This is a genomic window from Chelatococcus albus (assembly GCF_030067675.1).
GTDB lineage: Bacteria > Pseudomonadota > Alphaproteobacteria > Rhizobiales > Beijerinckiaceae > Chelatococcus_A > Chelatococcus_A albus.
In genome coordinates, this window is sequence record NZ_JASJEV010000011.1 from 97,683 (window position 1) to 113,466 (window position 15,784).

At 68.4% G+C, this 15,784-nt stretch carries 15 protein-coding genes; 8 read left to right on the top strand and 7 right to left on the bottom strand.

What is annotated here, in order from left to right:
- Positions 1-106: 106 nt before the first annotated feature.
- Together QNA08_RS15740 and gmk are read left to right on the top strand one after the other, a co-directional pair.
- The gene (locus QNA08_RS15740) at positions 107-994 is read left to right on the top strand and encodes a YicC/YloC family endoribonuclease (protein WP_283741675.1); all 888 of its coding nucleotides are present in this window, start codon (positions 107-109) and stop codon (positions 992-994) included.
- Positions 995-999: 5 nt separating this feature from the next.
- Positions 1,000-1,647 (top strand): guanylate kinase, encoded by a 648-nt coding sequence (gene gmk / locus QNA08_RS15745; RefSeq protein WP_283741676.1) that lies wholly within the window; start codon positions 1,000-1,002, stop codon positions 1,645-1,647.
- A 10-nt stretch (positions 1,648-1,657) separates the two neighbouring features.
- On the opposite strand, the gene QNA08_RS15750 is transcribed toward gmk, so the two are convergent.
- From QNA08_RS15750 to lptF, 6 genes are all read right to left on the bottom strand, one after another.
- Complete coding sequence (locus QNA08_RS15750) at positions 1,658-2,560, bottom strand: DMT family transporter (protein ID WP_283741677.1); 903 nt, start codon at positions 2,558-2,560, stop codon at positions 1,658-1,660.
- A gap of 117 nt (positions 2,561-2,677) precedes the next feature.
- Complete coding sequence (gene rsmA / locus QNA08_RS15755; protein ID WP_283741678.1) at positions 2,678-3,535, bottom strand: 16S rRNA (adenine(1518)-N(6)/adenine(1519)-N(6))-dimethyltransferase RsmA; 858 nt, start codon at positions 3,533-3,535, stop codon at positions 2,678-2,680.
- Entirely contained in the window at positions 3,532-4,545 is a 1,014-nt protein-coding gene (gene pdxA, locus QNA08_RS15760) for a 4-hydroxythreonine-4-phosphate dehydrogenase PdxA (RefSeq protein WP_422679932.1), read from the bottom strand. The genes rsmA and pdxA overlap by 4 nt, the downstream gene beginning before the upstream one ends.
- 26 nt (positions 4,546-4,571) lie before the next feature.
- Positions 4,572-7,067: an LPS-assembly protein LptD gene (locus QNA08_RS15765; protein ID WP_283741680.1), complete on the bottom strand. Its 2,496-nt coding sequence runs from the start codon at positions 7,065-7,067 to the stop codon at positions 4,572-4,574.
- Between the two features lie 29 nt (positions 7,068-7,096).
- A complete protein-coding gene (lptG, locus tag QNA08_RS15770; protein WP_283741681.1) occupies positions 7,097-8,185 on the bottom strand; it encodes an LPS export ABC transporter permease LptG in 1,089 nt (362 codons plus the stop codon).
- Complete coding sequence (gene lptF, locus QNA08_RS15775) at positions 8,185-9,345, bottom strand: LPS export ABC transporter permease LptF (RefSeq protein ID WP_283741682.1); 1,161 nt, start codon at positions 9,343-9,345, stop codon at positions 8,185-8,187. The genes lptG and lptF overlap by 1 nt, the downstream gene beginning before the upstream one ends.
- Positions 9,346-9,597: 252 nt before the next feature.
- Between lptF and QNA08_RS15780 the strand changes: the two genes are divergently transcribed.
- The 5 genes from QNA08_RS15780 (at position 9,598) to QNA08_RS15800 (ending at position 14,505) form a co-directional block, all read left to right on the top strand.
- Positions 9,598-11,097 (top strand): leucyl aminopeptidase, encoded by a 1,500-nt coding sequence (locus tag QNA08_RS15780; RefSeq protein ID WP_283741683.1) that lies wholly within the window; start codon positions 9,598-9,600, stop codon positions 11,095-11,097.
- Between the two features lie 3 nt (positions 11,098-11,100).
- The gene (locus tag QNA08_RS15785; protein WP_283741684.1) at positions 11,101-11,901 is read left to right on the top strand and encodes a crotonase/enoyl-CoA hydratase family protein; all 801 of its coding nucleotides are present in this window, start codon (positions 11,101-11,103) and stop codon (positions 11,899-11,901) included.
- A gap of 12 nt (positions 11,902-11,913) precedes the next feature.
- Positions 11,914-12,366, top strand: a complete 453-nt coding sequence (locus QNA08_RS15790; RefSeq protein WP_283741685.1) for a DNA polymerase III subunit chi — start codon at positions 11,914-11,916, stop codon at positions 12,364-12,366.
- Between the two features lie 184 nt (positions 12,367-12,550).
- Positions 12,551-14,104, top strand: coding sequence for a S10 family peptidase (locus tag QNA08_RS15795; RefSeq protein WP_283741686.1), 1,554 nt, complete (start codon positions 12,551-12,553; stop codon positions 14,102-14,104).
- Between the two features lie 23 nt (positions 14,105-14,127).
- Positions 14,128-14,505, top strand: coding sequence for a hypothetical protein (locus QNA08_RS15800; protein WP_283741687.1), 378 nt, complete (start codon positions 14,128-14,130; stop codon positions 14,503-14,505).
- 81 nt (positions 14,506-14,586) lie between these two features.
- Here QNA08_RS15800 and QNA08_RS15805 read toward each other — a convergent pair whose 3' ends face one another.
- A complete protein-coding gene (locus QNA08_RS15805) occupies positions 14,587-14,886 on the bottom strand; it encodes a GYD domain-containing protein (RefSeq protein WP_283741688.1) in 300 nt (99 codons plus the stop codon).
- A gap of 431 nt (positions 14,887-15,317) precedes the next feature.
- Here QNA08_RS15805 and groES point away from each other — a divergent pair, with 431 nt between their 5' ends.
- Positions 15,318-15,632, top strand: a complete 315-nt coding sequence (groES, locus tag QNA08_RS15810; protein WP_283741689.1) for a co-chaperone GroES — start codon at positions 15,318-15,320, stop codon at positions 15,630-15,632.
- The last annotated feature ends 152 nt before the right edge of the window (positions 15,633-15,784 follow it).

Consider the following 15,784-nt stretch of genomic DNA (forward strand, 5'->3'; position numbering starts at 1 on the left):
GCGGCACCGGGCGTCACATGGGGAGAGCCTGCGTCAGGGCGCTTGAGGGGGCCGAGGGCGCGCACTATGGTGCCGGCCTTCCGCAGCAGGGCTTCGGGCGCTTTTCATGACGATCGCAAGTATGACGGGCTTTGCCCGCGAGGCGGGCATTACCGGGCCCTACCGGTGGGCATGGGAGCTGAAGACGGTCAATGCGCGAGGGCTCGACGTGCGGCTGCGGACGCCGCCGGGATACGATGCGCTCGGCGAGGAAGCCCGCCAGACGATCGGCAAGGCCATCGGTCGGGGCACTTGCCACGCGGGCCTGACGATCACCCGCTCTGAGGCCGAGCCGACGGTGCGGGTGAACGAGAATGTGCTCGGCGCGCTCGTGGCGGCCGTGGGCCGCATGACGCTGCCTGCGGCGGTCGGCCCAGCGTCCCTCGACGGGCTGCTCGCCGTGCGCGGCGTGGTCGAGGTGGTCGAGAACGCCGACGACGAGGCCCTTGCCGAGGCGCTTCTCGCCGACCTTCGCGCGGCGCTCGCCCGGGCGCTCGATGCACTTCTGGCGGCTCGGCGCGGCGAAGGAGCGGCCCTCAGCACGATTCTCCTCAACCATCTCGACGGCATCGCCCATCTCACCGAGGCCGCCGAACTCTGCCCGGCCCGGCGCCCCGAGGCGATCAGGGCGCGCCTTGCGGAGCAGGTCGCGAGCCTCGTCGAGGCGAACGGCGGCCTCGACCCGCAGCGCCTGCACCAGGAGGCGGTCCTCCTTGCCGCGAAGGCCGACATCCGCGAAGAGCTCGATCGCCTCAGGGCCCATGTCGCGGCGGCGCGCGCCCTGCTCGCCGAGGGCGGCGTGATCGGCCGCCGCCTCGACTTCCTGGCGCAGGAGTTCTCGCGGGAGGCGAACACGCTCTGTGCCAAGGCCAATGATGTGTCGCTGACCACGATCGGCCTCGATCTGAAGACGGTCGTCGAGCAGTTCCGCGAACAGGTTCAGAACGTCGAGTGAGCGTGATGACGGCAGACAAGAGCATCACCCGTCGCGGCCTCGTGCTGATCCTGTCCTCGCCCTCGGGGGCGGGCAAGACGACGCTGACGCGCAACCTGATCGAGAAGGCGGAGCTGGAGCTTCGCCTGTCGATCTCGGTAACGACGCGGCCGCGCCGGCCCTCCGAGATCGACGGCGTCCACTACCATTTCATCGAGAAGGACCAGTTCGTCTTCCAGCGCGATCGCGGCGACCTGCTCGAATGGGCCGAAGTCCATGGCAATTTCTACGGCACGCCGCGCAAGCCGGTGGAGCAGGCACTGGCCGCCGGCCGGGACATGGTCTTCGACATCGACTGGCAGGGCACGCAGCAGATCGTCGAGAAGATGCGCGACGACGTCGTCACGGTCTTCATCCTGCCGCCGTCGATGGCTGAGCTGAAGGCCCGCCTTGTGCGCCGGGCCGAGGACGCGCCGGAGGTCATCGCCCAACGGCTGGAGAACGCCCGTGGTGAGATCTCGCGGTGGGCGCTCTACGACTACGTTCTGGTCAACGAGGATCTGGGTGTCACCTTCCGCGACCTCGAGATGATCCTGCACAGCGAGCGCCTGAAGCGCGAGCGCCGCGTCGGCCTTTCGGCCTTCGTGGACAGGTTGCTGGCGGAACGCTGCTGATGGGCCCCTCTCAGGCGGCTGCCGCACGCCGCCTGGCCCATTCGGCAATCACGATGCCCGTGGCGATCACGCTGACCGAGGCCCACACGGCGGCGCTGTAGCTCTCGCCGAAGAGCAGCGCGCCCGCGAGCAGGCCGAAGCCCGCTCCGACATAGCCCATCTGGCTGAAGGTGACGATGCCGGCCGACTTCTGCAGCTCGAAATAGAGAATCCAGCCGAAGGCGGCGAGAACCGCGACGGCCGCGAGGTAGGTGTAGCCCGCGTCCTGGACGGGCAGCACCGGCGAATTCGGCGCGAGCAGCGTCAGGCCACAGATCGCCGTGCCAAGCCACAGCCCGGCGCCGAGCGCCATGGCGAGCGCGAGATCGAAGGAAGTCGCGCCGGGAGGCCAATTGCGGGCGCGGAAGATGTTGCCTCCGGCGATGGCGAAGGGCGCGAGCATGGCGAGCGCGATCCAGATGATCTCTCCGCCGATCGAAGCCGATCGGGCGAAGGCGAGCCAGACCGCCCCGGCGCAGGCGACGGCGAGGCCGAGCGTCCGCAGGGCAGTCGCCCGCTCCATGCCGAGCGTGACGGCAAGGGCGAAGGTGAGCGGGGTCGGAAAGGCATAGGCGAGCGCGGCGATGCCGCCGCCGATCCGCGGCGCCGCGGCGAAGACGAGGGCCTGCGGCAGGGCGATGGACAGGAGGCCCGCCACGAGCCCGTAGCGGACCAGGCGCGCATTCGGGGCCGACACCTGCCGGCGTGCGAGCCCGAGGACGCAGAGGAGGATGGCGGCCCCACCCGAGAGGGCGAGCGCGAAGGTGAGCGGCGGAGCGCCCGCGGCGCTCGCGAACTTGGCCATGTGCGTATAGGCGGCGAGTACGGCGCCGTTGGCGAGGAGAAGGACGGTCGTTCTGTCGATGACTTGCATGGGGAGGCAAACCGGGCGAGGGGCCGCGCTGGCGGGCGGCTGGATGCGCGAAAACGTGGTAACTCCAGGCACCACGTACAGATTGCGCAGCCGCAAGGGGATCTTGCGTCGGTGAGGCTAGCGCGATTCCCGCATTGCGTCCCAGGCGCGGGCGAGGGCGACGTAATCCTGCACGGGAATGTCCTCGGCGCGCGCCGTAGGGGGAAGGCCGGCAGCCTCGATCAGCGCCAGTGGTGCCTGCGTGAGGCTCTTGAGGCTCTGCCGCAACATCTTGCGGCGCTGGCCGAAGGCAGCCTGCGTGACCGCCTCGAGCGCTCCGAGCCGACAGGGCAGAGGCTCGCGCCGTGGCACGAGATTGACGACGGAGGAGGTGACCTTGGGCGGCGGCACGAAGGCCGACGGCGCGACGTCGAAGAGGATGGAGGCGCGCGTGCGCCAGCCACACAGGACGGCGAGACGACCGTAGTCCTTGGGCTTGTTCTCGTCCGCGACGATGCGCTCCGCCACCTCGCGCTGGAACATCAGCGTCAGTGACTCCCACCACGGCGGCCAGGCCTCGGCGGCGATCCAGCCGGTCAGGAGCGCGGTGCCGACGTTGTAGGGCAGATTGGCGACGATGCGCGCCGGCTCGTTGCCGACGAGTGCGGCGAGATCGACGCAGAGCGCGTCACCTTCGATCACCGTCAGCCGCCCGGGGTAGCGGGCGGCGATTTCCGCGAGGGCGGGCAGGCAGCGCGCATCGCGTTCGACGGCGATCACCCGTTTGGTGCCGAGCGCGAGCAGCGCCCTGGTCAGTCCCCCGGGGCCTGGACCGATCTCGACGACGGTTGCCCCTTCGAGCGGTCCTGAAGCGCGCGCGATGCGCGCCGTCAGGTTGAGATCGAAGAGGAAATTCTGGCCGAGTGCCTTCCGGGCCATAAGGTCGTACTTGCGGACGACCTCGCGCAGGGGGGGCAGATCGTCTATGGCGCTCATGCCCCGGCCTGCCGCTCGTTCGCGGCGAGACGCGCTGCGAGCACGAGCGCGGCGCAGAGGCTGTCCGGCCGTGCCACGCCCCGCCCGGCGATGTCGAAGGCCGTGCCGTGGTCGGGGGAGGTGCGCACGAAGGGCAGGCCGAGCGTGACGTTCACCGCCTCGTCGAAGGCGATGGTCTTGATCGGGACGAGCGCCTGATCGTGATACATGGCGAGCACGGCATCGTAGGTGGCGCGTGCTCGGGCATGGAAGAGCGTATCGGCAGGAGAGGGCCCGCGCGCGTCGATGCCTTCCCGACACAGCCGCTCGACCGCCGGCGCGATGACCGCGTCGTCCTCCCGTCCCAGGACCCCGCCTTCGCCGGCGTGTGGGTTGAGCCCCGCCAGCGCGAGGCGAGGATGCGCCACGCCGAAGCGGCGCGCGAGATCGCGGGCGACAATGCGCCCGGTCTCGACGATGAGATCCGTCGTCAGGAGATCCGGGACGGCCCGCAGCGGGACGTGGATGGTCACGGGCACCACCGCGAGCGCTTCGCTCCACAGCATCATCACGGGCAGCGGTGCGGCCTGGCCCGGCGTTGCAGCGAGCGCAGCAAGATATTCCGTGTGGCCGGGATGCCGAAAGCCGGCGGCATAGAGCACGCGCTTGGCAATCGGGTTGGTGACCACGGCCGAAGCCGCGCCCGACCGCACCAGCGCGACCGCCTGATCGATCGAGGCGAGTGTCGCAGCCGCGGTCCCTGGGTCCGGTCTCCCGGCTTCGGCCATGACCGGCAGGCCGAGAGGCACGACGGGCAGAACGTCGACGAAGGCGTCGATGGCCGCTCCCGGCGCGACCTCGGCGATGGGAACGGCGAGGCCGAGATGCTCGGCCGTCCGACGCAGGAGCATCGGATCGGTGAGCGCGACAAAGGGCGGAATGTGGCGCTCGTGTCGAGCCAGCCAAGCCTTGAGTGTCAGCTCCGGTCCGATGCCGGCCGGATCGCCCTGGGTCAGGGCAATGGGCACCACCTCGGTTCGATAGGCCCGACGCGCTGTCACTGGCTGATGCCGTCCTGGCTGCCCCCGCCGCTCAGATTCTGCGAGATGTTGATCTCGCCGAGAGTGCGCAGCTCCAGGCGCAGCATCACCGTCGTGTCGCGATCCTTGGTGCCGGTGGCGGCGTCCTTGTAGCTCGACGAATAGGTGATGCCGAAGACGGTGCATTCGTCCTGGTAGAGGACGCCGAGCGACAGGCCGGCCACCGACCAAGGCGTGGACCGCGCGCCCGTCGGATTCGTCAGGCGATCCTGGAGATAGCGATCGAGGTCGAACAGCACGGAGCCGTTGAGCGACCAGTTCGGTGTCAGCCTGAGGCCGGCGCTCGTATAGAGTCCCTCCCTCCGGCGGTCGATGCCGAGCTCCGGCTGCGCGTCGTAGCGCGCGTAAATGGCGGAGGTGGTGACAGGCCCGAGGGTGACGTTCGTCTGCAGCTCGATGCGGCGCATGTTGAACGTGCGCTCGTCGAAACGGCCGCGTCCCGTGAAGGACAGGTTTGAATTGGGCGCGACGTGCAGGCGCGCCACATAATCGGAGCGCGTTGTCTCGAGGCCCGAGTTGAGGCCGGTATTGGCGAGATCGCCCGCCGCGAAGGAGTTCCTGCCGGCGAGCTGATACGACTGTCCGAAGAGGAGATCGCTGTAGCCGCCGGTGTCGGTCGTGACGGCATATTTCACGCCGACATTGGCGCGCACGCCCCCCTCGACGCGGTCATAGCCCGAGAACTTGTTCCACTCGAACAGGTTCGTGTCGTCGAAGACGAGGCTCTGCGCGTCCTCGTTCGGCAGGCGGCCGATGCGCGTCTCGGTCGGACGCGCGATGAGCTGGGCAATCGGCTCGACGGTGTGCATGCCGAAGCCGTTGGTCGCCGCGATCAGCGGGTAGCGATACTCGACGCCGATGGTCGGCATGAAGCGGGCCGAGGTATCGGTATCGGGATCGATGAAATTGGCGATCTGCGCGTTCTGATAGCGCGTGGTGTTGATATCCTGGAAGAAGCCGTCAGCGCGCAATCCCGCGAAGGGCATCCACACCTGGCCGAGCGGATCGATGAAGCTGCGGCGCCACGAGGCGCTGGCGCTGGCGCGCGTGTAGTTGCCGCCGATGCCCCGCACGAAGCAGCTGCTCGGGTTGAAGGTGTTGCAGGTGGGGTAGACGCCGCCGATGGTGGCGACGTTCGTGCCGAGGCCCTGATACTGCGCGGCGTCTCGCGACAGGCTCGTGACGTTGACGTCGACCTGAAGCTCGCCGCCGATGCTGCCGGGCGTCTGGATGCGCTTGTTGTAGTCGAGCGTCGGATGGACGATCGGCTGCTGCTTCTGCCAGTCCTGGTAGGACAGGGTACGGATGTAGTAGCCGCGAAGGTCGAAGAAGGCTGTCTCGCTCTGCCCGGTGAGGTAGACCGTCGAGGTCGACTCGCGGAAGTAGGTGCTCGAAAGGCTCTCGCTCCTGATCTTGTAGTTCTGCAGGAACCACTTGTCGGACAGGAAGGCGACGTCCCAACCCCAATTCCACTGGGGATTGATGGCGAAGCGGCCCGTCGTCTCGATCGAGCCGCGGAAATCCTTGTTCTGCGCGCCGTAGGGCGGCGCCAGGAAGGCGTTCTTGTCCTGCTGGAAGATGCCGGCCGCGCGGATGTTGTAGGAGCCGTTCATCAGGCGGTGGCGCCATTCCACCTCGCCGAGGAAGCCTTGGCGCGACAGGCCCATCGGCGTGAAGGTGAGATCGTAGTTCGGCGCGATGTTCCAGAAGATCGGCACGCCCACGCCGACGCCGAGGGCCTTGGAATAGCGGAAACGCGGAGCCAGGACGCCGGTCTTCCGCTTGACCGTCGGATCCGGCATCGAGAAATAGGGCATGTACGCGACGGGAAGGCCCCAGAATTCGAGCGTCGCATCCTCGTAGTAGATCATCCGCTCGTTGTTGTCGTGGATGATCCGGGCTGCCTTCACCTGCCACAACGGCGGGCGTCCGGGGTCCTTCTTGCAGGACTCGCAGGCTGTATAGGTGCCCTTGTCGAACACCGTCGTTTCGCCGGAGGTACGTTCCGCCCGCGGCGCGGAGAAGCGGGTCGTCACCGGAAAGCCGTCGGCGACCGTCGACTGCTGCACACGCAGCGATTCGATGAAGCCGTCCTTGAAGTCGTCGGTCAGCTCGAAGCGGTCGCCGGTCGCGACCGTGCCGTCCTTCTCGGTGAGACGGGCGTTGCCCTCCGCGAAGACGCGCTTGCTGTTGCGGTCGTACGTGACCTTGTCGGCCTCGAGCGTGCGGCCCTGGTAGTAGAGATGCACGTCGCCGACGGCGGAAACCGTATTCTTGTCAGTGTTGTAGACGATCTCCCTCGCCTCGACGAGGAGCTTGTCGTCCTTGTTGCCCTGAGCCTGGGCGGCGAGCCGCTCGCTGACGGTCTGAGCACTCGCCGGCAGCGGCACCACCAGGGTGGCGAGCGCCGTGGCGAAAGCGAGCCGCGCGACCGTGCCGAGACCGAAAGCCATACCCCTACCCAGGTCATTGCCCGCGCCCATCAGCCGTCCTCCTGATGGAGGAGTGCGAGCGCACCGAGCAAACTTCCAACGACCGCCGGGAACCAGGCGGCGACGACGGGGCCAACCAGTCCCGACGCGCCGAGGTCCTCCATGAGTTCGGTCGCGACATAAAGCATGAAGCCCGCCGCGACGCCACCGAGAACCATCCGCGCTACACCACCAAATCGGAAGAATCTTAATGAAACGGACGCGGCCACGAGCACCATCGCGACGAAAAGCAGAGGCCGCGCAAGGAGTACATCGCGGTGCAGGCGATAGGCCGTGGCGTCGAGCCCGGCGCGCTCGGTGCGCTCGATGACCGTCGACAGTTGCCAGAAGGGCACGGTCTCCGGCGGGGTGAAGGATTGCCTCACCTGCGCCGGGTCCAGCGTGGTGGCGAGGAGGTAGGCGCCGTAGTTCTGGGGTTCCTCGCCGACGGACAGGACGCGCGCGTCCTGGAACTCCCAGTATCCGTCGTGGAGCCGTGCCAGGGGGGCCTCGATTCGTTCGCGGAATGCGCCGCCGGGCTCGTAGACGAAGGCGGTGACGCGTGCCAGCGCGCCGGCGGCGTCGATGGCCGACTCGGCGCGGATGATCGCCTGGCCGTCGACGCTGCGCTGGCGGATCCACAGGTCCTTGCCGGAGGAAGCCTTGCTGCTCTTGGCGAAGATGCGCGCCTCGATGCTCGTGGCGTGCTGCTTCAGCAGGGCGGCCAGCGGATTGTAGGCGGTGACCGATACGACGCCGATGGCGAGCGCGACGAAGAAGGCCGGTTGCAGGAACTGCCAGACAGAGACGCCGGCCGCGCGGGCCACGACCAGTTCCAGCTTGCGGCTCAGGGTGAGAAGCGTCGCCATCGAGCCGAAGAGGACGGCGAAGGGCAGCACCTGTTCGGCGACCGTCGGCGTCCGCAGCAGGGCGAGCGTCGCCATGAGGCGGGCGGACGCGCCTTCGGCATCGCCGGCCCGCCGCATCAATTCGACGAAGTCGAGGGTATAGACGAGCACGAAGACCGTGCCGAAGACGGCGAGGATCATGCGCAGGAAGCGCGCCGAGAAATAGCGGCCGAGGGTTGCGCCGATGAGCATCAGGCCCCCCGCGGCATGGGCAGGAGGGGACCGACGCGCATGGCCAGCCATCGGCTGACCCGCCCGACGAGCGCCTTCACGCGGGGCCCCTGGAATATGACGAAGAGCGAAGCGAGCGCGGCGCCGAGCGGCGCGCCATAGACGAGCAGCACCGCCGGGGGCGACTTCACGAGGGCGCTCGAGCCGGCAAAGCCCAGTACGCGCACGCCCACGACTGCGGCCACGGCCGCCGCGATCGCCGTTCCCCGGCCCTGGCGGGTCGTGCGGGCCTCGCCCAGCGCCGCGAAGGCAATCAGCATGAAGGCGACGGTATAGAGTGGCGCCGAGAAGCGGTCGTGCAGTTCGGCGCGGAAGCGCCCCTCCTGCGACTGGTAGTAAGGCTCGTTCGGATCGGGCGCGAGCAGGGCCCAGGTGGAGCGCTCGCGCGGCTTGTAGACGATGATGCCGCTGTCCTGGCTGAAGGCGGAAAGGTCGATGGCGTAGCGGTCGAACACGACGATGCTGGAATCACGGCTGTTGGGCACCTGGCGCTGCACCGAGCCCTTCTCCAGCACGAGGTAGCTGTTGCCGTCGACCTCCGTCGTCTGGCCGCGCTCGGCGATGTAGACGATCGTCTTGTCCTGTTCGCGCCGGTCCTGCATGAAGATGCCGAGGAGGGCGTTGCCGGCCCGCTCCCGGTAGTGAAAGGTGATGCCCGTATCGAGCGTCGTGAACTGGCCTTCCTTGACGATGTTGGCGACAAAGTCGGCGCGGATCTTCGTGACGAGGTCGCGCAGTCCCTGGAAGCTCGCCGGCATGAGGTAGATGGTCATCGTGCCCACGAGGATCGCCGCCACCGCCGTGAGCACGACGAAGGGCCGCAGCAGGCGCGCCGGCGGCACGCCGGCGGCGCTCATGACGATGAGTTCGGAATCGCCGTTGAGCTTGTTGAGAGCATAGACCGTGGCGATGAAGAGCGCGACGGGAGCGATGATTGTGACCAGCGCCGGCAGCGACAGGGCGGTCACGAGCAGGAACATGCCGAGCGTCTGGCCCTTGCCGGTCAGCAGGTCGAGCTCTCTCAGGATCGTCGTGATCCAGATGACGAGCGTGAGCGCCGCGAGGCAGGCGACGAAGGCCACCGCCGCGTTGCGCAGAATGTATCGCTCGATGAGACCCATTGCGCTGTCGTTTTTCGTTCCCGGCGTGCCTTGAGACGGGGAGCTAAACGCTCCGCGCCCGTCCTGCAAGGCCCGCGAACGCGGGTAGCGCAATCCCTGATCCGCGAGGAGGGCGCTTTCGTGGCGGCGCCCGGCGCTTTGCCCTTACTCCGCCATCGGCCGTGCTATATCTCGCGACGAGACGGGAGCCCGGATTCGCCCTCGATCATGACTGCGCCCGCGCCCCTCGGCATTCTTGCAAGGAAGGTTCTCATGGCCGATCGCGTCAAGGTCGAGTTCAAGCCCCTCGAGCGTCCTGCCGGGGGCGACGTCGTTGTCTTCGTCGGTGAAGACCTCGCGCCGTCCGCCGACGTGAAGCGACTCGTCGGCGACGAGGCCTGTGCCACGATCATCCGCGCCGCGGCTGCGGAGCGCTTCAAGGGCAAGGCGCAGAAGGCGCTGGTCATTCCCGCGCCGCAGGGGCTCGAGGCCGATCGCCTGATCGTTGCCGGGGTCGGCGCGGGCGACGAGCGCGCCAAGCTCGATTGGGTCGCGCTCGGCGGCCTCGTCATGGGCAAGCTGTCGCCGGAAGCGACCGCCCATGTCCTTCTCGATTTGCCCGGCGAACCGGCCGTGACCGCGGATGCCGCGGCCGACACCGCGCTGGGCCTGCAGCTGCGCGCCTACCGTTTCGACAAGTACAAGACGAAGAAGAAGGACGACGAGAACGGTGCGCTTCCGGCGAAGGTCACGCTGCACGTGGCTGACCCGGCCGCGGCGAGGAAGGCCGCGAAGGCGCGGGAGGCCGTGGCGGCCGGGGTCAATCTCGCCCGCGATCTCGTCAACGAGCCGCCGAACGTCCTTTATCCGGAGGAATTCGCCGACCGGGCTGCAGCCCTCTCCAAGCTCGGCGTCGAAGTCGAGATCCTCGACGAGAAGCAGCTGAAGAAGCTCGGCATGCGCGCGCTCCTCGGCGTTGGCCAGGGCTCCTCCCGCGAGAGCCGCGTTGCCGTCATGCAGTGGCACGGCGGCAAGGACGACGAGAAGCCTGTCGCTTTCGTCGGCAAGGGCGTCTGCTTCGACACCGGCGGCATCTCCATCAAGCCGGCGCAGGGCATGGAGGACATGAAGGGCGACATGGCGGGTGCCGCCTGCGTCGTCGGCCTCATGCACGCGCTCGCCGCGCGCAAGGCCAAGGTCAACGCCGTCGGTGTGATCGGCCTCGTGGAGAACATGCCGGACGGCAAGGCGCAGCGCCCGGGCGACATCGTCACCTCGATGTCGGGCCAGACCATCGAGATCATCAATACCGATGCCGAGGGGCGCCTCGTGCTGGCGGACGTGCTCTGGTACACCCAGGAGCGCTTCAAGCCGGCCTTCATGGTGAACCTCGCGACGCTCACCGGCGCCATTCTCGTGGCGCTCGCCAGCGAGCACGCGGGCCTCTTCTCCAACGACGATGCGCTGGCGGAGCGCCTGGCGGCCGCCGGCAAGGCGACGGGCGAGAAGGTGTGGCGCATGCCGCTCGGGCCTGAGTACGACAAGCTGATCGACTCGAAGGTCGCCGACATGAAGAACTCGGCCGGCCGCAACGCCGGTTCGATCACCGCCGCGCAGTTCCTGCAGCGCTTCGTCAACGGTGTTCCGTGGGCGCATCTCGACATCGCCGGCACCGGCATGGCCTCGCCCCAGACCGAGACCAACAAGAGCTGGGGCGCAGGCTGGGGTGTGCGCCTGCTCGACCGCCTCGTGAGGGATCACTACGAAGGTTGAGCCATGACCGTCACCGTCGAGAAGCAAGGCGCCGTCACGACGGTGATCCACGCGCGCCACGAGGCACGCAACGCAGTCGATCCGGCGAGCGCCGAAGCGCTCGCCAAGGCCTTCCTGGCCTTCGAGCAGGATCCCGGAGCCTCGGTCGCCGTCCTGTGGGGGGCGGGTGGCGTGTTCTGTTCCGGCTGGGACCTGAAGCACGCGGCCGCCCTCATGGGCCAGGAGCGGCCGCTCGCGGCGCTCGATTTCCCTCCTGCCGGGGAAGCTGTTCCCCACGGCCCGATGGGCCCGACGCGGCTCGAACTGTCAAAACCGGTGATCGCCGCGATCGCGGGTCCCGCGGTCGCCGGCGGCATGGAGATCGCCCTCTGGTGCGACCTGCGCGTCATGGAGGAGGACGCCTATTTCGGCGTCTACAACCGGCGCTGGGGCATCCCGCTGATCGATGGCGGCACCGTGCGCCTGCCGCGCCTCGTCGGCGAGGGCAGGGCGCTCGACATCATCCTCACCGGCCGCAAGGTCACGGCCGACGAGGCGGCCCGCATCGGCCTGTGCGACCGGGTGGTTCCCAGGGGCGAGGCGCGCGCCGCGGAAGAGGCGCTGGCGCAGGAGATCGCCCTCTTCCCGCAAGGTGCCGTGCGCGCCGACCGACGGGCGGTCCGCCTCCAGCACGGACGCCCGGTGATGGAGGCGATGCGCCTCGAATGGCAGAACGCCGCCGGTCTCATCGAGAGCGAGGGGGCGCGCGGCGCGGCGCGCTTCGCCGCGGGAGAGGGGCGGCATGGAAACGGCGCCGACGCCTGACGAAGCCGAGCGATGACCGACGTCCTCTTCTATCACCTGCAGCGCCAGCCGCTCGAGGCCGTGCTGCCGACGCTCGTGGAGAAGAGCCTCGAACGTGGGTGGCGCGCCGTCATCGAGGTCCCGGCTCAGGAGCGGCTTGCCGCGCTCGACGATCACCTGTGGACCTACAGCGATGCGGCCTTCCTGCCGCACGGTACGGATCGCGATCCGGACGCCGCCGAGCAGCCGGTGGTGTTGACCACGGGCGCCGGCAATCCGAACGGTGCCGCCATTCGCTTCCTCGTCGACGGCGCCGGCGTCCCGGACGACGCGGCTGCCTACGAGCGTCTCGTCGTGCTGTTCAACGGCAATGACGAGGAGGCGCTGGCGCGGGCCCGCGACGAGTGGCGCAAGACCAAGGTTGCCGGCCATGCCGCGACCTATTGGCAGCAGGATGAGAACGGCCGCTGGCAGAAGAAGGCATGAGCGGTCTTGAAGATGGTGCCGGGAGCTGACATGTCCCTGGAGCATGATGCCGGAGAGCGGCAGCCACCTCTTGAAGGGCATCATGCGCAAGCGGTTGGGGTCGATCAACTTCCCTGCGATCGGGCGGTCCCGCCTGGTTGCGGATTGATCGCGCGGGGCGTCGCGCCGAACTGCGGAGGCGGGCATGAAGGGAACAGTCGCCTCGTCCCTGGCATTCGTGCTGTGTCTCGGTCTTGCAGCCCCGGCCGCGGCACAGCGCGGGGAGCCCGACGGTGGGGCGGAGCAGCAGACGGCGCAAGCAGGCCGCCCTGAACGGCGTGAGCCTGCCGCCAACGACCTGCAGCGCCTGCCGGCCCCGGTCACGGCAAAGCACGTGCTCGAGGCCGGCGGCCGCATCCTGCGCTATGCCGCGACAGCTGGAAGCCTCACCCTGCGGGAAGCCGAGGGGCGCCCGCTCGCCGAGATCGCCTATGTCGCCTACGTTCTTGACGAGGCTGATCCGTTGAAGCGGCCCATCACCTTTGTCCTCAACGGCGGCCCGGGGGCCTCGTCCGCCTTCCTCAATCTCGGCGCCATGGGGCCGAAACGACTCGCCTTCGGCAACCAGGGCGACGGCCCCTCGACCCCTCCGGTGCTTGTCGACAATGCCGAGACCTGGCTCGACTTCACCGATCTCGTCTTCATCGATCCGGTCGGCACCGGCTACAGCCGCTTCCTGCAGGCGGGCGAGGACGTGCGTCGGCGAATGTGGTCGGTCGAGGGCGACATCCACGCGCTCGCGCGTTTCGTCTCGCAGTACCTGGCGGAGGCCGGCCGCATGACCTCGCCGAAGGTGCTCGTCGGCGAGAGCTACGGCGGCTTCCGCGTGCCGAAGATGGCGCAGGAACTGCAGACCGGTCACGGTGTCGGCGTCTCCGGCCTCGTGCTGATCTCGCCCGTCCTCGATTTCGCGCTGCGCGTGGACAGCTCCGTCCTGCCGCTCGCCTCCGCCGCGCGGCTCCCGGCGCTCGCGGCTGCGGCCATGGAGGCACGCGGGCAGGGGCCCGTGACGCGCGAGAGGCTCGCCGAGGTGGAACGCTACGCCACCGGGGAGTACATCGCCGACTATCTCAGAGGCCCGCGCGACAAGGCCGCGGTGGCACGCATGGTCGACCGCGTCACCGCCTTCTCGGGCCTCGATCGCGGCGTGGTGGAACGCCTCGCCGGGCGGATCGACACGGGCACCTTCGTGCGCGAGCTCCACCGCGACAAGGAGCGCGTCGCGAGCCTCTATGACGGGGCGGTGACCGGCTTCAATCCCAATCCGACCGCGGCGCGCTCCAGTTTCGACGACCCGCTGCTCGACGCCAACGTGGCACCCCTGACAAGTGCCATGGTCGATTACCTCGCCCGCACCCTCAACTACCGGGTCGATGCACGCTACTACGTTCTCAACCGTGAGGTGAGCGGCCGGTGGAACTGGGGCGGCGGGCGTTCGCAACCGGAGGCGATCGGCGACCTGCGCGCCGCCATGGCGCTCGACCCGAAGCTGCGCGCCGTGGTAGCGCACGGCTATACCGATATCGTCACGCCGTACCTCGAGTCGAAGCTCGTCCTCGACCAGCTTCCCGCCTTCGGCGATGAAGGCCGCATCCGCCTCGAGGTCTTTCCGGGTGGCCACATGTTCTATACGCGCGATGCGTCACGCGCCGGCCTGCGCGACAGCGTGCGCCCGCTCTATCCCACCCATGCGGACTGAACCGCGTCGTCACGAGAGGACCAATGACCAGGATCACGATCGCCGCAGCCCTCGCTTCCGCCCTGCTGACCGCCGCTTGCAGTGTCGACGTGGGCGGCACGGCCTTCGTCAATGACAAGTCGGCCACGGTCCACGCGGGCACGAGCGTGCCGGTGCTCGGCCCCGACGGCCGCTGCACGGCCGATGCGAGCCTCAACCCGACGAGCGGGCGCGCTCCCGCACAGGCCGTGGTGCTCGGCATCGGCGAATGCGATCTCGTGCGCATCAAGGGCCAGCCGGTCGACGTGCTCATCGGCGAAAGCGGCAAGGGCCAGCGCGAAGTGCAGGTGCTCTACCAGGAGCCGACCGGCAAGAAGCTCTACCTCTTCACCGACAACCGCCTGACCCGCATCGTCGAGTGAGGCTGCGGGGCGGGCGGGTGCACCGCCCCGGTGGAGGCGGCGATCGCCTTCGTCGGCAGGCGAGCTTGCGTCCTCGGCCCGTCAGGCCGGTGGCAGCTCGGCTAGCATCTTCCTGTATTCCTGCTCGCTGAAGGTCTTCATCGTCGTGGTCCGCACGTTGCCACGCGAGGCGAGGGCGAGGACGAACTTCGCCACCGCCTCGTCGTTCGGCGCCGTCATGTGGACGAGGACGTCATAGGGGCCCATGCACAGGTCCAGTTTGTCGAGCGTGAGGCCGAGGCTCTTGGCGAGCTCGCGTCCCGCGTCGATGCGCTTGCCGCCGTCGCGGATGGTGCGGATGCCCTGATCAGTGAAATTGATGAGCATGCAATAGGTTGGCATCGCCAGCCTCCCTCGCGGATCGTTGCGCGCCCCCCACCCCGGGTCTGACGCAGCCTGCGCATCGCAAGGATGCGCCGCCATGGTCCCGCCCGCGGGCGGCATCCTACGCCCGTCCGCGGGGCGCGGCGACGGGCTCGCCTCGGTCATGCGGATGAATTGCGTTTCGAGAGGCTGTCGATGCGCGAAGGAAGCCAGCCCGGGCGCTGTCTCGTGAATGCGCCCTCCCGGTCATGGGACATCGCGATTAACTCAATTCCGTCAGCGTGTTGGCACTCTCATGTCGGGAGTGCCAAAATTTTCGGGACGGGCTCTTGAAGGCCATTTTCCGGCCCCCTATCTCGTCCCCCGCGAACCGGCGGGCTGCGCTCCGTGGAGGGGGCCCGTGGGCTCGCGATCCTCATGACGAGATCTGCCAATAGAGGAGGTCCGCAATGAAGTTCCGTCCCTTGCATGACCGCGTGGTCGTCCGCCGCCTGGAAAGCGAAGAGAAGACCAAGGGCGGCATCATCATCCCTGATACCGCCAAGGAGAAGCCGCAGGAGGGTGAGGTCGTCGCCGTCGGCCCCGGCGCCCGCGACGAGAGCGGCAAGCTCGTCGCCCTCGACGTCAAGGTGGGCGATCGCGTGCTCTTCGGCAAGTGGTCGGGCACCGAGGTGAAGATCGAGGGTCAGGAGCTCCTCATCATGAAGGAGTCCGACATCATGGGTGTCCTGGAGGAAGTCGAGGCGAAGAAGAAGGCTGCCTGAGCGGCGGTGGAACCCGCGGCCGCCCGTCATGGGGGCCGCCCGAGAGTCATGTCTTACGGGAATGACGAACCATGTCTGCCAAGGAAGTGAAGTTTTCGGCCGACGCGCGCGAGAAGATGCTGCGCGGTGTCGACATCCTCGCCAGTGCGGTC